This is a genomic window from Vibrio sp. A11 (assembly GCF_013048705.1).
GTDB classification, from domain to species: Bacteria; Pseudomonadota; Gammaproteobacteria; order Enterobacterales; family Vibrionaceae; genus Vibrio; species Vibrio metschnikovii.
Genome location: NZ_VHSI01000010.1, coordinates 89,453 through 105,235 on the forward strand (window position 1 = coordinate 89,453; position 15,783 = coordinate 105,235).

At 44.1% G+C, this 15,783-nt stretch carries 16 protein-coding genes; 2 read left to right on the plus strand and 14 right to left on the minus strand.

The window, feature by feature from the left end:
• The first annotated feature begins 3 nt into the window (after positions 1-3).
• Positions 4-396, plus strand: a complete 393-nt coding sequence (locus tag FKQ60_RS11890; protein WP_170906552.1) for a DUF3461 family protein — start codon at positions 4-6, stop codon at positions 394-396.
• A gap of 66 nt (positions 397-462) precedes the next feature.
• On the opposite strand, the gene pgpA is transcribed toward FKQ60_RS11890, so the two are convergent.
• The 14 genes from pgpA to FKQ60_RS11960 all read right to left on the minus strand — a co-directional run bounded on the left by pgpA (position 463) and on the right by FKQ60_RS11960 (position 13,002).
• Positions 463-969 (minus strand): phosphatidylglycerophosphatase A, encoded by a 507-nt coding sequence (pgpA, locus tag FKQ60_RS11895; protein WP_040904079.1) that lies wholly within the window; start codon positions 967-969, stop codon positions 463-465.
• Complete coding sequence (gene thiL, locus FKQ60_RS11900) at positions 966-1,940, minus strand: thiamine-phosphate kinase (RefSeq protein ID WP_170906553.1); 975 nt, start codon at positions 1,938-1,940, stop codon at positions 966-968. The genes pgpA and thiL overlap by 4 nt, the downstream gene beginning before the upstream one ends.
• A gap of 176 nt (positions 1,941-2,116) precedes the next feature.
• Positions 2,117-2,587: a transcription antitermination factor NusB gene (nusB, locus tag FKQ60_RS11905; protein WP_004394650.1), complete on the minus strand. Its 471-nt coding sequence runs from the start codon at positions 2,585-2,587 to the stop codon at positions 2,117-2,119.
• Entirely contained in the window at positions 2,587-3,057 is a 471-nt protein-coding gene (gene ribE, locus FKQ60_RS11910) for a 6,7-dimethyl-8-ribityllumazine synthase (RefSeq protein WP_004394649.1), read from the minus strand. The genes nusB and ribE overlap by 1 nt, the downstream gene beginning before the upstream one ends.
• 139 nt (positions 3,058-3,196) lie before the next feature.
• On the minus strand, positions 3,197-4,306 hold the full coding sequence (gene ribBA / locus FKQ60_RS11915) for a bifunctional 3,4-dihydroxy-2-butanone-4-phosphate synthase/GTP cyclohydrolase II (protein ID WP_170906554.1): 1,110 nt from the start codon (positions 4,304-4,306) through the stop codon (positions 3,197-3,199).
• Positions 4,307-4,346: 40 nt separating this feature from the next.
• Complete coding sequence (locus tag FKQ60_RS11920) at positions 4,347-5,003, minus strand: riboflavin synthase (protein ID WP_170906555.1); 657 nt, start codon at positions 5,001-5,003, stop codon at positions 4,347-4,349.
• Between the two features lie 11 nt (positions 5,004-5,014).
• Positions 5,015-6,121, minus strand: coding sequence for a bifunctional diaminohydroxyphosphoribosylaminopyrimidine deaminase/5-amino-6-(5-phosphoribosylamino)uracil reductase RibD (ribD, locus tag FKQ60_RS11925; protein ID WP_170906559.1), 1,107 nt, complete (start codon positions 6,119-6,121; stop codon positions 5,015-5,017).
• Between the two features lie 14 nt (positions 6,122-6,135).
• Positions 6,136-6,585: a transcriptional regulator NrdR gene (gene nrdR, locus FKQ60_RS11930; protein ID WP_115152664.1), complete on the minus strand. Its 450-nt coding sequence runs from the start codon at positions 6,583-6,585 to the stop codon at positions 6,136-6,138.
• Positions 6,586-6,741: 156 nt separating this feature from the next.
• Positions 6,742-7,992 carry a glutamate-5-semialdehyde dehydrogenase gene (locus tag FKQ60_RS11935; protein WP_170905117.1) on the minus strand — a complete coding sequence of 417 codons (1,251 nt, stop codon included), beginning with the start codon at positions 7,990-7,992 and terminating at the stop codon, positions 6,742-6,744.
• Between the two features lie 11 nt (positions 7,993-8,003).
• A complete protein-coding gene (gene proB / locus FKQ60_RS11940; RefSeq protein WP_154170327.1) occupies positions 8,004-9,137 on the minus strand; it encodes a glutamate 5-kinase in 1,134 nt (377 codons plus the stop codon).
• A 229-nt stretch (positions 9,138-9,366) separates the two neighbouring features.
• The gene (gene crl, locus FKQ60_RS11945) at positions 9,367-9,756 is read right to left on the minus strand and encodes a sigma factor-binding protein Crl (RefSeq protein WP_154170325.1); all 390 of its coding nucleotides are present in this window, start codon (positions 9,754-9,756) and stop codon (positions 9,367-9,369) included.
• Between the two features lie 92 nt (positions 9,757-9,848).
• Positions 9,849-11,096: an esterase FrsA gene (frsA, locus tag FKQ60_RS11950; protein WP_154170323.1), complete on the minus strand. Its 1,248-nt coding sequence runs from the start codon at positions 11,094-11,096 to the stop codon at positions 9,849-9,851.
• A gap of 112 nt (positions 11,097-11,208) precedes the next feature.
• Complete coding sequence (gpt, locus tag FKQ60_RS11955) at positions 11,209-11,673, minus strand: xanthine phosphoribosyltransferase (RefSeq protein ID WP_004394641.1); 465 nt, start codon at positions 11,671-11,673, stop codon at positions 11,209-11,211.
• Between the two features lie 36 nt (positions 11,674-11,709).
• Positions 11,710-13,002 carry an NCS2 family permease gene (locus FKQ60_RS11960; protein ID WP_004394640.1) on the minus strand — a complete coding sequence of 431 codons (1,293 nt, stop codon included), beginning with the start codon at positions 13,000-13,002 and terminating at the stop codon, positions 11,710-11,712.
• 1,033 nt (positions 13,003-14,035) lie between these two features.
• Between FKQ60_RS11960 and FKQ60_RS11965 the strand changes: the two genes are divergently transcribed.
• On the plus strand, positions 14,036-15,514 hold the full coding sequence (locus FKQ60_RS11965) for an aminoacyl-histidine dipeptidase (RefSeq protein ID WP_170906556.1): 1,479 nt from the start codon (positions 14,036-14,038) through the stop codon (positions 15,512-15,514).
• Positions 15,515-15,783 lie beyond the last annotated feature (269 nt).

Below are 15,783 nucleotides of genomic sequence, written 5' to 3' on the forward strand. Positions count from 1 at the left end.
CTTATGTTTCCACAACTCACCAGCTTGGGAATCGATCAACCCCATACGATTGAACGTTACTCATTGCGCCAAGAGGCGCAAAAAGATGTGCTAAAAATCTATTTCAAGAAACAAAAAGGTGAGTTTTTTGCTAAAAGTGTCAAATTTAAATACCCAAGACAGATCAAAACGGTTTTGGTCGATGGCGGTACTCACCAATACCGAGAAATTAGCGAAATCAATCGTACTCTTACTTTAGTCATTGATGAGTTGAACCAACTCACACGTAATGAGAACGCCGGAGATAACGGCAGTGAGGTGGACGTTAAACAAAAAATATTGAGTGATTTACGTCACTTAGAGAAAGTAGTGGCCAGCAAAATTTCTGAAATTGAAGCCGATCTGAACAAGCTTTAGTTTGGCTTACCTATAAGGGAGCCTCTGCTCCCTTATGGGTGACTGATCAACACGACGTAACTGTGCTTAGTTTAGCCATCCCGCCCACTGCCCAACAAAAAACAGCATGATAGCCGCCATGATACCCGCGACGATATCATCGAGCATAATTCCTACGCCACCTTCGACTTGCTTATCCAGCCATCCAATTGGCCATGGTTTGACCATATCAAAAAAACGAAAGAGCACGAATCCCGTAACAATCCATTGCCAATCAAAGATTGGCAATTGCAGTAACGGAACAATAGACATGGTGATCCAAAAACCAGCAAACTCATCCCAAACAATCGAACCATGATCGTGAACTTGCATATCTGTTGACGTCACTTGGCAAATTTTCACACCGAGAATGCACGCCATTAAGACGACGAAAAGATAGGCAAATAAGGGCAGTTGCACTAGAAGTAGATACAGAGGAATAGAAGCTAATGTCCCCATCGTACCGGGAATGATCGGCGATAAACCACTGCCAAATCCGGTCGCCAGTAGATGCCAAGGATTGCGTAGTGAAAGACGAGAAAGAGGATGGCTCATGCGGATTCCTTAAAATGATCATAACCAGTCAACGACCAGTCGACTTTTTGCCCATGGTTGAGTAAGTCAAACACGCCATGAGGACGAATTTGACCAATGCAGGTGATAGGCGTCGCAGTATGTGCCAAAGCACTTGCTAACGATCCTTTATTCTCTTCAGGCACCGTAAAGCAGAGCTCGTACTCTTCACCACTGGTTAATGCATACTGCTGCGCAATAAGCGGATCCCCCGTGTACTGCACTAACGCTTCAGATAACGGCAAGGTATGCAAATCAAGGCTCGCTCCCACTTGAGAAGCACTTAAAATATGGGTTAAATCCGCGACTAGGCCATCAGAAATATCAATCGCTGATGAGGCTAAATTGAGCAAGGCTTGTCCAGCGAGAACTCGTGGGGTCGATACGTAATGACGTAACTCTAACACTGATGCACAAGGTAGAGTACGTTTACTCGCATCGAGTACCACCTCAAGTCCCGCTTTACTGTCGCCGAGTTGACCTGTGACATAAATCCAGTCCCCGACTTTTGCACCAGAGCGTAACAAGGCTTTATCTTGCGGTACAAAACCTTGCACGGTGAGAGTGATACTCAACGGACCTTTGGTGGTATCACCACCAATCAATTGTACATTGTAGTAGTTCGCTAAATCAAAAAAGGCGTCACAAAATGGAGTAAGCCAATTGGGGTTAATCTCAGGTAAAGTAAGTGCCATCGAGACCCAAGCAGGGGTTGCCCCCATCGCGGCTAAATCACTGATATTAGAAGCAAGGGCTTTATGTGCCACCCATGCTGGATTAGCATTAGCCAGAAAATGAGTCCCTGCAACTAAGGTATCGGTACTGATAGCCAGCCGAACATTCTCTGGTACATTGACGATTGCACAATCATCCCCCAGAGCTAAATGGACATCTTTACGCTGTGGTTGACGTGCCGCCAAATAGTGTTCAATAAAGTTAAATTCACCTAACATGGATGATTCTCTAGCCAGACCAACGAATCCACCGAATGATTCATTCATACGATGTAAATGCGGTTAGTAAAACTAAGCCCATCAATAACACTCGCTCAACCGTTGTAGATGGACTCATTGGTCGATTTTATCTATAAAAAAGGCCAGCGAATGCTGACCTTTTATGCCAAAACTGATTACGCTTTTTTGCGTACATGAGGCGCGGCTTTATCAAGCACGCCATTCACAAACTTATGGCTATCTTCTGCTGCAAACACTTTTGCTAGCTCAATGGCCTCGTTAATCACGACCTTATAAGGAACATCTTCGCGTCGAGTCATTTCATACATCGCTAGACGAAGTAGCGCAAGTTCCATCATATCCAAATCTTGCATCGGACGAGAAACAAAAGGACGTAGTTTGCTATCTAGCTCGGTATGATTGAGCACAACGCCGACAAGCAGATCACGGAAATAGGTCACATCGGTTTGTGGAGCCGATAGCGCAGGCTCTGCTGCATGATGTTCTTCTTCATCATACTTACCACCGGATAAGAACTGCTCTTCAATAGTCGCCACATTCTCTTTAGTAATTTGCCACGAATAAATAGCTTGTAGCGCAAATTGACGTGCATTACGACGTGCGGCTGGTTTCACACTGGCCCCCATTAGGAATCGATTTCAGAAAGAACGTTTATCATCTCAAGTGCGCTAAGTGCTGCTTCTGCACCTTTATTACCAGCCTTGGTTCCTGCGCGTTCAATAGCTTGATCGATAGTATCAACAGTTAATACACCAAACGCGACAGGAATACTGAATTCCATCGACACTTGGGCTAACCCTTTATTCATTTCACTGCAAACATAGTCAAAGTGTGGTGTACCACCACGAATAACCGAACCCAGTGACACTATCGCATCAAATTTGCCTGTTTTGGCAACGCGCTGAGCCACCAGTGGCAGCTCAACCGCACCAGGACAACGCACAACGGTAATATTCTCGTCGCTAACTTGACCATGACGCTTTAAAGTATCGATGGCACCAGACAGCAGACTTTCGTTAATAAAACTGTTGAAACGAGAAATCACAATCGCAACTTTGGCATGGGGGGCTGGGAAACCACCTTCGATCACTTTCATAAGCTTTCCTTTAACTCTGTTCATCAAGTGAGAATCGCCGGATTCTAGCACAAATTTGTGAACGATATCTAATAGTAATTTGCCGCCACAAGGGCGGCCTATCGTGCAGACTTAACGAGCCGAACGTAGAATAACTGGCTTACTCGCTGATATACTCGACAACATTTAAGCCAAATCCACCCAAGGCGTGGTATTTCTTATTGGCTGAAGAGAGCAAACGCATATCACTGACGCCTAAATCGGCAAGGATCTGTGAGCCAACCCCGACCCGTCGAGATGTCCCTTGCTTTTTCGCCATCGTTGGGGCTGCGCCTTTATCTTGCTGTTCAAACATTTTAACGCGATGGATAAGCAGATCAGTGGACTCTTCATTACCAAGAATCACCAACACGCCCCCTTCTTGACCAATACGTTGCATGGCTTTATCCAAAGTCCAACTACGATCGGCGCTGCGATCGCTACGTAATAGATCAGTAAAGGTATCTTGTAGATGAACACGCACTAAAGGCGCTTGCTGACTCACGCTCTCTTTGCACAAAGCAAAATGAATTTGATTGTCAATGATATCGCGATACGTCACCAGCTCAAATTCACCGAATTCGGTTGGCAATTGGCATTGCGCGACCCGTTCGATGGTGGTTTCTGTATTATTACGATACTCAATTAAATCGGCAATAGTACCTAATTTGATGTCGTGTTTTTTAGCAAAAACTTCCAGATCGGGGCGACGAGCCATACTGCCATCGTCATTGAGGATCTCGACAATCACTGACGCAGGCTCAAGCCCGGCAAGACGTGCTAAATCACAACCGGCTTCGGTATGACCTGCGCGGGTGAGCACCCCGCCATCTTGCGCTGCTAATGGAAAAATATGTCCAGGTTGAACTAAATCGGCCGCTTTAGCCTCTTTGGCTACCGCAGCTTGCACCGTACGTGCGCGATCAGCCGCTGAAATCCCCGTCGTTACGCCTTCTGCTGCTTCAATCGATACCGTAAAGTTAGTGGTATACTGTGCGTTATTATCCTGCACCATCGGAGCTAATCCTAGATGCTGGCAACGACTTTTAGTCATGGTTAAACAAATCAATCCGCGCCCATGAGTCGCCATAAAATTGATCGCTTCTGGTGTGATATGCTCTGCGGCCATGATTAAATCGCCTTCATTTTCGCGATCTTCATCGTCCATCAAGATAACCATTTTACCTAAGCGAATATCTTCGATAATGTCTTGTGGGGTACTAATTGACATGACTGTTGTCCTATATTTTGTCTTATTGCGTCACGTATGATTACGCAAAACCATTTTGTTGTAAGAATTCCATTGTCATTCGAGAAGGTGATTCGGGCTCATTCTGACCACCGACCAATAAACGTTCTAAATATCGAGCAAGCACATCCACTTCGAGGTTCACCTTGCGACCAGGTTGAAAGCCATCAATGGTCGTTTCTAACGAGGTATGCGGCACGATGGTCAGCTTAAAGGCATTTTTTCGTAACCCATTGACGGTTAAGCTAATCCCATCAATAGTGATCGAGCCTTTTTCAGCAACATACCGAGTTAACTCATTCGGTAAGCTCACCCACAATTCAATCGCACGCCCCACCCACTGGCGTTCAATAATTTCACCAATCCCATCAACATGTCCCGACACAATATGCCCACCAAAACGCGTCGTCGGAAGCATGGCTTTTTCTAAGTTGAGTTTTTCTCCGACTTGATAGTGAGCAAACGCTGATTTATTGAGTGTTTCTAATGAGAGATCAGCTCGATAATGTTGCGAACTGACATCAATAACGGTTAAACACACACCGTTAGTAGCAATGCTATCGCCGAGTTTAACATCACTCATATCGAGTTTTCCCGTAGCAACGGTAATGGTGACGTCTTCACCTTGGCGAGTCATCTCAACCAAGGAGCCCACAGCTTCTATAATTCCGGTAAACATAATCAGTTATCTTATTGGGTTGAGGTGAGAGTTGCGGTTAGGCGAAGATCTGGGCCGACCATTCGACAGTCTTGAATGACTAATCCTAATGCTTGATCCATATGAGTAAAACCTAAAGCGCCTAATAAACCACGGCCGTCACTGCCCATGATTTTCGGCGCAAGGTAGATGATTAGTTCATCTACCAGTTGCTGCTCAAGCAAGCTTTTGGCCAATGTTGGCCCAGCTTCTACCCAAAGATGATTGATCTGATACTGTTCAGCCAAACTGGCTAAGATATCACGCAGATCGAGCTGTTGATGTTCATTCAATGGCACACACAGTTCCGCGTCTTGTTCTGCTACACGAATTATCGGTGAAGCGGTGGCATAAAGAGCCAGTGATTGGTGCAATTGATGCTGGCGGTCAAGTATCACACGAGTTGGCTGGTGAAGTTCAGCATGAGGGTATTGCTGTTGCACATCGGCTGGTAATTCAGACCAACGTACCGCTAATGAGGCGTTATCGGCGACCACCGTTTGACTGGTTGATAACACCGCTCCTGCTTGCGCTCGATATACTTGAACATCTTGCCGTGCTTGAGCTGAGGTTATCCATTGACTTTCACCATTAGCCAGTGCCGTTTGTCCATCTAGACTGGCCGCTAATTTTAGCTGAACATAAGGCATTCCGGTTTGCATCCGTTTAATAAACGCCGGATTGAGCGCCTTGGCGTCCGCTTCTAATAAACCAACTTCCACCTCAATTCCTGCTTCTCGCAACATAGCAATGCCGCGTCCAGAAACTTGTGGATTAGGATCTTGCATCGCGCAAATCACCTTTGCTACTCCGGCTTGAATTAACCCTTCAGCACAAGGAGGCGTTCGTCCGTAGTGAGAACAAGGCTCTAGTGTCACATAAGCGGTCGCACCACGAGCGTGCTCTTTAGCCATCCGCAAAGCGTGCACCTCGGCATGTGGTTGACCAGCTCGATAATGGAAACCTTCGCCAACAATGCGGCCTTGTTGAGTAATCACACACCCAACCTTTGGATTCGGCGCCGTGGTAAAGCGTCCGCGCTGAGCAAGTTGAATGGCTCGCGCCATCATTTGATAATCGACAGCAGAAAAGTTTGACATCATCGGACTCACGTTCAATTTTCTAATTTAGCAATCTCTTCACCAAATTCGCGAATATCTTCAAAACTACGATAAACCGAAGCAAAGCGAATGTATGCCACCTTATCTAACTCTTTCAGTTGTTCCATCACTAAATTACCGATCAATTCACTCGGAACTTCCCGCTCGCCGGTGGCGCGTAATTTAGATTTAATGGTACTGATCGCTAACTCAATCGCATCGGCGCTAACAGGGCGTTTTTCTAAAGCGCGTAGCATCCCACCGATCATTTTTTCTTCATCAAACGGCTCTCGATTACCGTTGGATTTGATGACTCTTGGCATCACTAGCTCTGCGGTTTCAAACGTGGTGAAACGTTCGCTACAAGTCAAACATTGCCGACGACGGCGCACTTGGTGACCATCAGCCACTAGACGAGAATCGATAACTTTTGTTTCGTTTTCAGAGCAAAAAGGACAATGCATATTACCTCCCTAGCAAGGTGATCAGTGTACCGGAAATGGGCATATGAACAAAAGGAAAAGGGGCCAACAAGCCCCTTTTCCTGATTGATTTAGTCAAATTTGTTAAGCGCCTCTATCGATAAACAGCAGCACATCATATTCAGCAGTTAAATGGCTTTAACTGCGTAATAAATAATTTCCTTTACCAACCCATTTGTAACTGGTCAACTCTTCAAGTCCCATTGGGCCACGAGCATGCAGTTTTTGGGTCGATACAGCGACTTCTGCCCCTAAACCAAATTGCGCACCATCAGTAAAACGAGTCGAAGCATTGACATAAACCGCAGCAGAACCCGCGGTATTAACAAACCGCTCAGCATTGAACAGATCGTTAGTCATGATAGCATCGGAATGGCTGGCATTATGCTCACGCATATGATCGATCGCCTGCTCAACACCACTAACGACTTTAACACCTAAGGTATAACTTAACCATTCGGTATCAAAATCTCCCGCTTGTGCGAGGCGAATATTGTTTGCCTCGGGAAGCAGTGCTTTGGCATGTTCATCGACAACTAACGTCAGTTTATCGTGCAATTGATGCTGCAGTTTTTCTAACAAAGGTTGAGCGATCGCTTGATGAACCAGTAAGGTATCTAATGCGTTGCAGGCTGATGGACGTTGCATTTTGGCGTTTTCAATCACCGCAAGCGACTTATCAAGGTCGGCACTCTCATCAACGAAAATATGGCTGATACCAAAACCGCCAATGATCACTGGAATGGTGCTGTTTTCCTTACACATTTTATGCAGCCCAGCACCACCACGCGGAATGATCATATCGACATACTGATCCATTGTTAATAATTGAGTAACGTATTCACGCTCGGGTTGACTGATATATTGAACGGAAGCCATAGGGAGTTCAGCTTTGCTCAAAGCTAACTGAATCACTTTAACTAACTCAAGATTGGAGAAAAAAGTCTCTTTACCACCACGTAATATCGCAGCATTACCGGTCTTTAAACATAACGCGGCAATATCAATCGTAACATTAGGGCGAGCTTCGTAAATAACGCCCACCACACCAAGGGGAACACGACGACGAGCTAATGACATGCCATTTTCAAGGACTTTACTGTCAATTTCACTGCCGACAGGATCAGGTAAACTGATGACATTACGCACATCATGGGCGATGGACTGTAAGCGTGATTCATTAAGCAGAAGTCTATCGAGCAACGCTTCACTTAAACCTGACGCTTGCCCTAAAGCAATATCCTTGGCATTCGCCGCTAAAATAGCGTCCATATTCGCTTCTAATTCATCCGCAATTATCGCGAGTGCTTGGTTTTTCTGCGCAGTTGAAGCGGTAGCAAGTTGAAACGAGGCCGATTTTGCCGCCTTACCCATTTCGATTAAATCCACGATTCTTCTCCCTATTCTTGAATTACAACCATATTATCACGGTGAATGACTTCAGCGCCGTAATCATAACCAAGAATATCAATGATCATGGTGCTGTGTTGGCCGGCAATTTTACTCAAGTCGCGACTGGAATACGTACTGATACCACGGGCAATCAGATGTTGATGTTGATCTTTCACGCAAATGACCTCGCCGCGCGCAAACTCGCCCGCGACTTTAATAACCCCTTTAGCCAACAAACTGCTGCCTTTACCAAGTAAGGCATTAACCGCGCCTTGATCAATGTACACATCGCCAGCAGCAGCAGGCCCCGCTAAAATCCAACGTTTACGATTTTCTAGTGCTTCTTCAAGAGCTAAAAAGCGTGTGCCTTGTGGCGTGTCGCTTAATGCATCAAAAATGACATTGGGCGCTCGGCCAGCAGCAATAATCACTTCAATCCCAGCTCGACGAGCAATATCGGCCGCTTGCAGCTTAGTCGCCATGCCTCCGGTACCTAATGTTGTGCCACTTCCACCCGCGATTTTTCGCAACGTATCATCAATGGTTTTAACCTCTTTGATTAACTCAGCATTGGGGTCTTTACGCGGATCGGCGGTGAACAAACCTTTTTGATCGGTTAATAATAAAAGCTTATCCGCTGCACACAAAATACCGACTAAGGCCGAGAGATTATCGTTATCACCGACTTTAATTTCATTGGTTGCAACAGCATCGTTTTCATTGACCACTGGAATAATGCCGTGTTCGATCAGCGCATTAATCGTATCTCGCGCATTCAAAAAGCGCTCTCGATCTTCCAAATCAGCACGAGTTAACAGCATTTGACCAATTTTTATGCCGTAAAGCGCAAATAACGACTCCCACGCTTGAATCAACTGGCTTTGACCAACGGCAGCCAATAACTGTTTACTCGATATGGCTTGGGGCAATGCGGGATAACCTAGATGCTCTCGACCCGCTGCAATCGCTCCTGAAGAGACAATCACCACACTGTGGCCTTGTTTTTTTAATTCAGCACATTGACGGACTAACTCAACCATATGTGCACGATCAAGTGCTAACGTTCCACCGGTAAGAACACTGGTTCCTAGCTTCACAACGATGGTTTGTAACGCTGTTTGGCTCTGTTGATTCATTGTCATGATTTTGTCTGTTGAAGAAAACATTTAAGAGGTGATGTTTTAGCAATCCAGCGCCTCTTACACAAGCAGAAAAGGTGCTAAAGAGCACCTTTTTTTAGTGGGAATTATTTCTTACTCTGCTAAGCACTCAATGATCAGTAAAGGAAGTGCTCTTATTAACACGATAAAATGCAACAACCCAATCATTAAGTGATAACGCGGTCATGGTGAAAAAGCAGGCAACCTATAATTAAGCAAATTCAGCCGACTGTTGATGGAGCGATAAACTTAATTCAAAACGTTGCTGCAAAGTTTGAGCTAACTTTTTATGGAAATCCTCTTGGGTACGAATCACTTCAGGCAGCGCCGCTGCCGTCGGTTTACTCTCTTCCCATTCGCCTGCGAGATTATAGCGGCCGATACGGTAATTAGCCTCAAAGCCCGTCTCGGTCGTCGTCAACTCCATCCACCAGCCCCAAAATTCACGTTTTTCGGGCGATTTTTTATCATTGATACAAAAAGCCAAACAATCAAACCAATAAATGCCTTCCTGGCACTGCCCTTCCCGTAAATAGGGACCAATCGCTTTTAACGTCGATAATAAACGATAATGAGTAGGGTATTTTGCTGCCTCTGACATGTAGACTCTCCTTGTTAAGAATGATTATTGCTTTTAATAATCATACGCTTAAAAACGTAGATAATTCTCTCTTAACTAATTTAAGCCAAAAGTCATTCGCAAAGTTGTTCTTCCAGCCACTTTATCGCTAAATCGAGGGATTGCTCATATCCTCGTGTAAGACTTTCACTCTTTATCTGTTTTGATTGCCCACCTTGACTAAAAGTCGCAATCAAATGGTTATCACTAGCAGGAGAAACCGGATCGCCCTCCATTGCCAACGCCAAAATTGGAACTTTAGTACGTCGAGTCGCGAGGAAGCCTTGTACTTTCAATGACCACGCCATCAGTTGAGCCGATAAACTCGGAATATCTACCGCATGTTTACCAATTCGCGACGCTAACACATCCATGTACATTTTCGACATTAGCTTCATTTTTTGCTGAGAAACAAAAATATCATGCACCGGAGCGCCGATAGCGACACACGCTTTAATTTTATCTGATTCAATAAACGATAATCTGACCATCGCATTACCACCAAAGCGAAAGCCAATTAAACCAACTCGACGATGATCAACCCAAGGCAAAGGCGCTAATTGATTAAGTACCGCTTGGTGTAAACAGGAAGAATCTTGCGTTAATGACCAATGATTACTGTGGCCAACAGAGGGCATATCAATCGTTAACATCGCAATATTTCGTTTAGCCAAATAATCACGAAAGAGACGCCACATATCGGTTTGCAAACTATCAAGACCGGCACTAACGATCACCACGGGTTGTGGCTCATCGGTGTGTGATAAATGTAGGTGGCCAAGAATTTTCTTACCTTGATAATCAAACTCTAATGGCTTAATCGTATACTGCGTCAGTTCAGAGGCATGTTTATAAGCAGCATTGGCTAACACTCGCGCTTGAATAGCTAAGGTATCATTTTTTAAATGAGGATAACCGGCAATACTGTAGCAAAGGGAAGCACTAAACATACGTTCTGCCGCCGCTTCTCCCGTTAAGGCTTCACTTTGCTTATGGTAACGCCCGCCGAGCTTTGTCCACTCATACGTCCAATTACCGCTATGATAACCAATCACCGTGTCTAACCACTTTTCATGACTACGAGAATGCTCAGATGAAGCCATGTTAGCGAGGACTTCTTCTTGGTCAATCGGATTAATTCCTAACCAAGCCCACTGTAAACGGCGTAAATTTCGATACCAAGAAAAAGGGTCTTGCTCCATTTTCTGTTCAAAAAACTCACTACTGCTCGGCATGTATTGCGTGAGAGAGGAGGTCTCTTTCGCCTCTTTATGCTGTTGAAAGAGCGTTTCAGATAGGTTGATATTACTTGATTCAGACATGATGCATCTCATTATTAAACCGCTTAGACCTTATAGTAATCAAAAAAAAGGCCCTTTGCAGGGCCATATGTCGATTAATTGCGGGAAACTGGTGATGAATCAATAATTGTCGTTATTTTTGCTTACGATTCACTGGTTCAACATAAGCTAAAGCCATATCCCAAGGTTGTTCAATCCAAGTATCTTGTTCAATATCGACTACGTATTCATCCACTAAATCTTTACCTGCTGGTTTAGCACAAACGGTCACAAATTTAGCTTTCGGGTACATTTCACGTATTTTGCGTGCCGTATCACCGCTATCAACCAAATCATCAACAATAAGAAAACCTTCACCATCATGCTCAGGTGCTTTCAGTACGGTCATATCACGTTGATGGTCATGATCGTAACTTGAGATACAAACGGTATCAACATAACGAATGCCAAGTTCACGCGCTAAAATAGCTGCAGGAACCAACCCACCGCGACTCACACCGAGGATACCTTTCCATTGCTCAGCAGGCATTTGACGCTGGGCTAATTCACGGCAAAAATTTTGCATATTGTCCCAAGTGATTACGAATTTTTTACTCATTGTGATTGAACCTAATTATTTGAAAATAGAGCCTATTTACGCTTCAAGAATAAACTTAATAACAAAGACGATCGCCATAATCCAAACACTAAGCGAAACGTGTCGACCTTTGCCACTCAATAGTTTAATCACGGCGTAAGAGATAAAACCAAGTGCGATACCTTCAGCTATTGAGAAGGTTAAAGGCATTAATAAGCAAGTCACTACCGTCGGTGCCGCTTCTGTAAGATCTCGCCAGTCGATACTTACCAAGCCGGACATCATTAGAATCGCGACATAAAACAACGCACCCGCCGTAGCGTAGGCAGGGATCATTCCCGCTAATGGCGAGAAGAATAATGCAAGTATAAATAAAATGCCAACAACTACCGCTGTTAAGCCCGTGCGACCGCCTGCAGCCACACCTGAAACACTTTCGACATAAGATGTGGTATTCGAGGTGCCCAATAATGCGCCGACAGACGTCGCTGTCGAGTCAGCAAGCAATGCTCGATTTAAACGTGGAATTTTACCATCTTTACCAATGAAACCCGCTTTGTTTGCCACTCCAACGAGAGTTCCAGCGGTATCAAACAGGTCAACAAACAAGAAAGCAAACACAATTGAAATCATGCCGATTTCAAATACGGCTGAAAAATCAAGCTGCATGAAAGTTGGAGCAATACTTGGTGGCGTAGACATGATGCCTCCCCAAGTCACATCGCCAACAATCAACCCTAAAATAGTCACCGCTAAAATAGCGATCATCACCGCCCCTTTAACACCGCGATGAACCAGAGCAATCGTGAAGAAAAAGCTTAACGCCCCCAACACAGCAGGCAACGAGGTAATCGCTCCCATTGACACCAAAGTTGCCGGGTTATCGACCACAATGCCAGCATTTTTAAGCGCGATAAATGCTAAAAACAAGCCAATGCCGGCAGAGATACCCGTGCGTAACGACATTGGAATCGAATTAATGATCCATTCACGAATCTTAAATAGACTCAATAGGATAAATAAAATACCTGAGCAAAATACCGCCGCTAACGCCACTTGCCACGTATACCCCATGCCAAGTACAACAACATAGGTAAAGAAAGCATTTAACCCCATGCCAGGGGCTTGTGCTATCGGGTAGTTAGCGACAAAACCCATAATAAAACAGCCAATCGCTGCCGCTAAACAGGTCGCCACAAAGACAGCACCACGGTCCATTCCTGCATCCGCTAAAATTGCCGGATTCACAAAAATAATATAAGCCATGGTCAGAAACGTCGTGATCCCGGCAATGATCTCAGTGCGCACGGTTGTGCCATTTTCACTGAGTTTAAACAGTTTTTCCAACATGGTAGAATCCTAATACAGACAAAGTAAACGGTTGCGTAATCGATTGGCGAGGATTATAAAGTTATCAACAGATAAATTCCATACACAACTACTATCAATCTGTAGGAAAAAAACGACTTTATCTATGCTAAAAACGTGAAAGCGACGGACCAACGTTCGTGAAGTGATACTCGCGAGGACAATGCTCATCTGCTGAGCAAAGGATTATTACGGATCGTTAAGCATAAAAAAACGCCATCTGAGTACAGATGGCGGTGAATTATTTTAATCACTGTAGATTAACAATAGATTCTAATATAGGGGTGAACAAAACTACATAACTTTCAAGTGGTTAATTTAATAACCAAAACTTGATGGATAAGTAAAGTTGCTAGTAAAAACAGAGTTGTTTTTCCAGAACATTACACAAGATAAACCTTTATTCATAACTATCACCTTTAAAATCAAACGTCATTAAGTTGATTTCTCAGTTCCTTGGAGGCGATAAATCGGACTCATCCTTTGAGCATTTTTTCTTCACTAGGGAAGTTGGTTACAAATATACCACCAAGAAAATTAATTACAACACTTTTGGTGACTAAAATCACAAAAAGTACAAAAAAATACTAATCACGACGAAATTTGGTAATTTAATTACACAAATATCAGTAATAATGTCTTCGATCCTCACTCAACATGGGTAGCTCCTCTCGTTCTTAAAGCCTCAAAACGATTGAATAATACGTGTATCATTGACACTCTCTAAGCAGAATGTTTCACGTTGTCGTCATCGTTCAGTCGAATAAACAAAAGATAACTTTGATCGCGACTCACTGAACAACGATGAGCAATGTGACTAGCGTAACGAACGTGGTAAATCTCAAGCAGGAAAAATGGTAGCCATCGAGAAGGATAATAAATCCACTACTCCCAGATCTCGCATAGTGGTATGCTATTTCATATTATCGTCTCACCTCCGATCTCAGTTTATTACTCTGCAAAACATCCATAAATATGCACATTGATCGGGGACAATCACAAAAAGGAGTTATCAGTGTCTGAATTCCATTCTGAAATCAGTAATTTATCACCTAGCCCTGTTTGGCAGTTTTTTGATAAAATTTGTTCTATCCCTCATCCCTCTAAACATGAAGAAGCACTGGCTCAATACATTATTGATTGGGCGACTCAGCAAGGCTTAGAGGTTCGTCGCGATCCGATCGGCAATGTGTTTATCAAAAAACCAGCCACTGCAGGAATGGAGCACAAAAAAGGGGTTGTACTCCAAGCACACATTGATATGGTTCCGCAAAAAAATGAAGAAACGCAACATGACTTTGCGACCGACCCAATCCAACCTTATATTGATGGAGAATGGGTAACAGCAAAAGGAACCACATTAGGTGCGGATAATGGCATTGGCATGGCAACCTGTTTGGCCGTACTTGCCTCGAATGAGATCAAACATGGCCCGCTTGAAGTTTTATTGACCATCGATGAAGAAGCCGGCATGACAGGTGCATTTGGTCTGCAAGCCGGTTGGCTAGAAGGCGATATTCTTCTCAATACCGATTCAGAGCAAGAAGGTGAAGTCTACATGGGCTGTGCCGGTGGGGTTGATGGCGCACTGACTTTCGCCATCACTCGTGAAACGATTCCTTCTGGCTTTATCACCCGACAATTAACCTTAAAAGGCTTAAAAGGCGGCCATTCTGGTTGTGATATTCATACTGGTCGCGGTAACGCCAATAAATTACTTGGTCGTTTTCTTGCCACTTACGCTCAAGCATTAGATCTGCGTTTAATTGAGTTTCGAGGTGGGAGCTTACGTAATGCGATTCCAAGAGAAGCTTTTATTACCGTCGCTATCCCGGCAGAAATGGAAACTCAGTTAGAACAAGTGTTTAATGATTACCAGCAATTATTAGTCGCTGAACTGGGTAAAGTGGAAACCAGTATTACCACCTTTAATCAAGCAAAAGAAACCACTCAAGGGGTATTCTCAAGCGCCGATCAGCAACGCTTCATTGCCGCACTGAATGCTTGTCCGAACGGCGTGATCCGCATGAGTGACGATATTCAAGGAGTGGTAGAAACCTCGCTTAATGTCGGCGTGATCACAACCGAAGCAGAGCAAGTGAATGTGCTATGTTTGATCCGTTCATTGATTGATTCTGGACGCAGCCAAGTTGAAGGGATGCTAACCTCTATCGCCGAATTAGCCGGTGCCGACGTTCGTTTTTCAGGAGCCTATCCTGGTTGGAAACCCGATGCTGACTCAGAAATCATGGCCATCTTCCGTGATATGTATGAAGGTATTTATGGCCATAAACCTAATATCATGGTCATTCATGCCGGATTAGAGTGTGGACTATTCAAAAAACCATACCCACATATGGATATGCTTTCCTTTGGCCCAACGATTAAGTTCCCTCACTCTCCAGATGAAAAAGTGAAAATAGATACTGTAGAGCTATTTTGGCAACAAATGGTCGCTTTATTGGAACATATTCCAGCAAAACCCTCTGTCTAATCGATAATTATGATAGGCTTTGTTCTGAACCGAACAAAGCCTATCATTCAAATGAGGCTAATTTTCACTCAACCCGTTGGTACTTGCCGGCGTAACAGGTTATACGATGCAATCAAACGCATTGATTGGATGAGTGAATTATTCAGTCACAAAATAAAGTAAGCGGTGTATCAATTTTTTTTATCGATACGAATAATTTTATTCATTAGCTGCGGATTTTATCTGCTGCTAGAGTTCGCTCCCTTGAATTTCCCCGAGTTATTCACCTA

Coding starts and splice junctions, on each gene's coding strand:
- nrdR (WP_115152664.1), bottom strand. CDS start 6,585: ATGCATTGTCCTTTTTGCTCTGAAAACGAAACAAAAGTTATCGATTCT.
- ribBA (WP_170906554.1), bottom strand. CDS start 4,306: ATGTCAATTAGTACCCCACAAGACATTATCGAAGATATTCGCTTAGGT.
- frsA (WP_154170323.1), bottom strand. CDS start 11,096: ATGTCTGAATCAAGTAATATCAACCTATCTGAAACGCTCTTTCAACAG.
- proB (WP_154170327.1), bottom strand. CDS start 9,137: ATGACAATGAATCAACAGAGCCAAACAGCGTTACAAACCATCGTTGTG.
- ribE (WP_004394649.1), bottom strand. CDS start 3,057: ATGAAAGTGATCGAAGGTGGTTTCCCAGCCCCCCATGCCAAAGTTGCG.
- FKQ60_RS11960 (WP_004394640.1), bottom strand. CDS start 13,002: ATGTTGGAAAAACTGTTTAAACTCAGTGAAAATGGCACAACCGTGCGC.
- gpt (WP_004394641.1), bottom strand. CDS start 11,673: ATGAGTAAAAAATTCGTAATCACTTGGGACAATATGCAAAATTTTTGC.
- FKQ60_RS11920 (WP_170906555.1), bottom strand. CDS start 5,003: ATGTTTACCGGAATTATAGAAGCTGTGGGCTCCTTGGTTGAGATGACT.
- ribD (WP_170906559.1), bottom strand. CDS start 6,121: ATGTCAAACTTTTCTGCTGTCGATTATCAAATGATGGCGCGAGCCATT.
- crl (WP_154170325.1), bottom strand. CDS start 9,756: ATGTCAGAGGCAGCAAAATACCCTACTCATTATCGTTTATTATCGACG.
- FKQ60_RS11890 (WP_170906552.1), top strand. CDS start 4: ATGTTTCCACAACTCACCAGCTTGGGAATCGATCAACCCCATACGATT.
- nusB (WP_004394650.1), bottom strand. CDS start 2,587: ATGGGGGCCAGTGTGAAACCAGCCGCACGTCGTAATGCACGTCAATTT.
- pgpA (WP_040904079.1), bottom strand. CDS start 969: ATGAGCCATCCTCTTTCTCGTCTTTCACTACGCAATCCTTGGCATCTA.
- thiL (WP_170906553.1), bottom strand. CDS start 1,940: ATGTTAGGTGAATTTAACTTTATTGAACACTATTTGGCGGCACGTCAA.